Consider the following 4,543-nt stretch of genomic DNA (forward strand, 5'->3'; position numbering starts at 1 on the left):
GAATCACGTCCCGGTCGATATCCCAACGGACACGCTTGGACACTTCGATGCACTTGGCATAACGATCCACATCGATCGGATAGGTTGACACATCCATCTCTTCACCTTCCTTTATTGACGGTTATGTAGGGTGAGCAGCAGCGACTCTTTTCAAGCCGCTGTCTTCAGTAGGACATGCTGAGTGAAACCGATCTTGAAACCGGCACGCGACGGTCGGGCCAACGTCACTCCCGTACAGCGATAGGAGACGGCATGACGACGAATGTTCAGGGGGAGAGTCTTTGCAGGAAAATCAACCGGAGGCGCTGTTCAATCTGGAAGCGGCCGTTTTATTTATGAAACGATACTTATTCTGGAAAACTAAATCTGATGGACTCGATTGTCAACACTCGGGCCGGGCAACTTTTATCTCCCGCCCCGACACATCACGGGAAGCGGCGTCAGGTATGGCCCCCCCATGCCGTAACCCCTCAGACCGGCCGAACACGAGGAAAGGCTCTCATTCAGGCCGGGGTTTCAGGATATAAACGTCCGCGTGGATGCCGTTTTCCCGGAGGATGGTCCGGGATCCGACGGCGGGGTATTGGGCAAGGGCATGCAGAATCGGCTCCACCACCTTGCCGGAGAGATAGATCATTTGATTGGCATCATCGGCCTTCCCGGTCATGACGGCAAGGGAGATGACCCACTTGATCAGATCGCCGGTCCTGGCGGCGGCTCGATCGAGCCGGAGGTAGGCGGCCTGGTTGTTGGGGTCGGTGAGGCTTTTGTCAACAGCGCCGAAGAAGGGTGAATCCGAAAGATTTTTGCCAACGGATTTTTGTGCCAGAAGGTCTTTGAGAAACCCTCGGCTGGAGGCTGTCACCAGAAAACCGTCCCGGATCGCATAGGCGGGGCTGATGTCTTCGCCGAAGGGAAGGGGTACGTAACGAATGAATCCGCCTTCGTCGGTCTCGGTCTTCATCGCCACCCCGAAATTGCGAACAACGGCTTCCATCAGTCGGTGGATAACCTCGGGCTGTCCAACCTCGGCCAGAAGGGCCAGTTCGGGAACAGGGAACATGGCGCCGATTCGGATGTCTTGAATGATGACGGCCACCTGGCGGCCGAAAGCGTTGACGGCATCCTCGAAGTCGACCCCGGTTATCGCCTCGAATTCATTCCGGAATTCCGCTTTCTCCTCTGCATCGAGACGCGAAAAATCCAGAACGGATGCCAGGACCTGATCCAGATTGTTTTGCCAACCGTAGTAAAGAACCGTTTCAGGCACCCAGGGAAGGGTACTGTTGGTTTCCGGCGGCCCCCCCAGCACCCGCGCCGCTTCCGGCGGCAGATCGGCAGGGTTGTATCGAATCCGCCATCGGTGATGGAGCACCTGTCCATTGTCGGTCATGACGGCGCCGATAACGGGTCCGGCCTGATTGAACCCCTTCCAGAGCTTCTCGGCTTCGGTCGTATCGGCATCACCGGTATTTTGACGGTTTGCCGCACCCAACCCTATATCCAAAACAGCATGGAGATCGACGTAGACAAAGCACCGGCTCGGGTCCGGCGCCGAAAGCTCCGTGCGCAGCGCGGCATAATCGTCGGACACGCTCAACGGCCGGAAAGCGTCCGCCTCCCGGTGCCCCAGGCAGCGGACAATAGGCTTCGGATCCATAGCCACCAGCCCCAGGCCGCGATGGACGGCGACGAAAAGGGGCCGGCCGTCTCCCGTATCGACCCTGTCCATACGAACACCCTCCGTGGTTTGGGGCGTTATGGTCACGTCCCCGGAGAACATCTTCCCGACCCACTGGATCATCTCGGCCGGCTTTTTCGGCTGCAGCACCATGACGGCGGATTCATGCCAGAGCCTTTCCGAAGGTACGCGCAGAGAAGCCGGATCCGGCCGCATGACGGCCATGACCGCAAGGTCCCCGAAAAGGATGTCGAACCAGGGGCTGTCGACGCTCGTCTTGAGCAGGGATTGAAGCCGGCTCACCTGTTCGATGTCTTCAGGGTCGGCGTTGAAGGCGCCCATGCACGCCGGCAGGTCGATTCCTGAAAAAGCCCGGCCCAGGGGACCTGCCCTGAACGTATCCACGCTTTCCTTCAGGTGGGTCGCCTCGATCATCACCAGGGTGTCCTCGGGCAACAGCTCCGCCGGCTGAATATCGGAAGCCGCTGGTCGATTCAAATACCAGACGACGCCACCTCCGGCAACAATACCGATCAGGACAATGACCACAATGGCTTTTCTCATTCAAACGCTCCATATGGGATTTTCAGGGGGATGGCACCTGAGGCGCAACAGGCATACGGCATCGACTGCCGCTCACGAAGGCATGGATAGACGGGCATCCGGGGACAGCACGATTTCAGTGGTTGTCGGGCTTGTTTTCCGTCTTGTTCGCTTCCTTGAGCCGATCTTCCCAATAGGCTCTGAACCCGGCCGCATATTTCCGGACCCAATCGAACACGGCTTCGTTGCCCAGGTCTCTCATCGCCTTTTCCGATTCAATCCACTTGTGCTTGAGGATCTCATCGACCTGCAGATGAAGGATCATTTCCCGACTCAATTGTTGCATATTGTTCATTGTGGTTTTCCGCCTGCAATTCTGGTGTCGTTTCGCTACACTTTTCCATCGGTTATATTAATGGGTTGCGGTTCCGATGTCAATGGCCGGGGAAAAAAATCATTGTGCATCGACGGGCAGCAGCCCCGGAATCCGTTTACATCGACGGCCGGCTATGCGTCCCCCTTTTTCTCCCGTTCCTCCAGCACACAGTATATCCCCCGGCCTTTCATCGCCGGCCTGAAGCAGAGGTTGTCCGACCGGCATGCCGCCATGGCGGTGTCTCCGGACCGCCAGCGCCGGATCAACTCCGGCTCGCGAATCAGCGGCCGGCTCATGGCAATGTAATCGGTCTGGGATGAGGCGACCAGTTGCTCTGCCGTCGCCAGGGACCGGATGCCGCCCACCAGAATCAGGGGCGTCCTGATATGGGCCTTGTAATCCCCGGCGGCATCCCGGTAAAAGACCTGCCGGTCGGGGGTGTCGAAGTTGCCGGGCCTGACCGGGGTGTATCTGCCCGAATAGCGGGTGCCGCCGCTGAGTTCGACGGCATCGATTCCTGCCTGTTCGAGCATCCGGCAAACCGCCGTCATGTCCTGTCGGCTGAAGCCGCCCTCGACAAAATCCTCCGAATTCAGCTTGATGAGCACCGGAAAGGTCTTGCCGACGGCTGCGCGAACGCGATCCAGGATCTCGAGCACGATGCGGGCGCGGTTTTCGATGTCGCCGCCGTAAAGGTCCTGACGCCGGTTGTAAAAGGGCGACAGAAACTGGCTGAGCAGGTATCCGTGGGCCGCATGGAGCTGAACCCCGTCAAACCCGGCCTTTTGCGCTCTTGCGGCTCCTGCGGCAAAATCGTCGACGACGGCGGCAATGTCCGCTTCGGTCATTTCCAGGCAGACGGGGAATTTTTCCCCCTGAAGCACCGAAGGCCCCATCGCCGGAAGTCCCGACAACTCAGCGGCGGCATGGATGCCGGCGTGAGCCAGCTGAACGACAATCCTGCCGTTTCGGGCGTGAACCGCCGAGGCCATCCGGGTAAGCCCCGGCAGCATGCCGTCGTCGTGAATTCCCATCTGTTTCGGTCCGGCCAGCCCTTCCCGGCTGACATAGGTATGGCCGGTGATGATCAGGCCGACGCCCCCGTCGGCCAGACGGGTCATCAGATCGATCAGGCGAGGGGTGCAGGCCCCGTCGTCATCGGCCATTCCCTCCCAGGTGGCCGAGCGCACAAAACGGTTTTCCAGGGTCAATGACCCCAGGCGTGTGGATTCAAAAAGCTCGGGCATGGCAGTTCCTTTCCATGATCGGTGACGGTCCCGGCCTCGATGCGCAGCGGGTCTTTCGGAAAGCATCGGTTTTGCGACACGGCCGGGGAAATCGTCTATTGGCTCAAATTTCGACTTTCATGATGTGATCGGATAGCGGTGTCGGCGTCTGGAAACTAGATTTCATTCTTTCCATGGGTATATCCCCCACGATTATCCTTCGTATTTTCGCGTTCCAACTCTTGCCGGTGTTTTCGTACCGCTCGCCCTTGTTCTTCATAGTTATCCCGATCTTCCCGGTCCATGTGATATTTTCGAGCGTCCTCCTGCTTTTCTTTCCAGTTTTTACGGACGTCACGCTCCTGCTCACGTTCATGTTTCCAGGCTTCACGCTCCTGCTCCTCATGATGCCTGCGATCTTCCCGGTCCATTTCCTCCTGATGTTTCTGCCATTCCTTGTGGCGGCCGTTTCCTTTGTCTCCCCGATCGGCAAATGCCTGCGAGGTCGTCAACAAAGAAAATCCAAATAAAATAATCAGTAGTGTCGCAACCCCATACATTGAAAAACCGTAATATCTTTCTCTCATATCTATGCCTCCAGATTGAACAGTCACAATAAGACAATTAGACGATGATTACCCATGAAAAGTTTACATCAAATCATTATGATGTGATCACCCACCACGCCTGTTTTCTTCAAAAATATCCACCGGCATT

At 57.3% G+C, this 4,543-nt stretch carries 4 protein-coding genes; all 4 read right to left on the reverse strand.

The genetic code is table 11. The features are described 5' to 3' along the window. Positions 1-499: 499 nt before the first annotated feature. The 4 genes from AB7S84_RS16665 to AB7S84_RS16680 all read right to left on the reverse strand — a co-directional run bounded on the left by AB7S84_RS16665 (position 500) and on the right by AB7S84_RS16680 (position 4,413). Positions 500-2,245, reverse strand: coding sequence for a hypothetical protein (locus AB7S84_RS16665; RefSeq protein ID WP_428155881.1), 1,746 nt, complete (start codon positions 2,243-2,245; stop codon positions 500-502). 115 nt (positions 2,246-2,360) lie between these two features. Then, positions 2,361-2,579 carry a hypothetical protein gene (locus tag AB7S84_RS16670; RefSeq protein WP_428155883.1) on the reverse strand — a complete coding sequence of 73 codons (219 nt, stop codon included), beginning with the start codon at positions 2,577-2,579 and terminating at the stop codon, positions 2,361-2,363. Between the two features lie 152 nt (positions 2,580-2,731). Next, positions 2,732-3,847, reverse strand: a complete 1,116-nt coding sequence (locus tag AB7S84_RS16675; RefSeq protein ID WP_428155885.1) for an NADH:flavin oxidoreductase — start codon at positions 3,845-3,847, stop codon at positions 2,732-2,734. Positions 3,848-4,002: 155 nt separating this feature from the next. Beyond that, a complete protein-coding gene (locus AB7S84_RS16680; RefSeq protein WP_428155887.1) occupies positions 4,003-4,413 on the reverse strand; it encodes a hypothetical protein in 411 nt (136 codons plus the stop codon). Between the last annotated feature and the right edge of the window lie 130 nt (positions 4,414-4,543).

It is taken from the genome of Desulfococcus sp., from assembly GCF_050178255.1.
GTDB lineage: Bacteria > Desulfobacterota > Desulfobacteria > Desulfobacterales > Desulfococcaceae > Desulfococcus > Desulfococcus multivorans.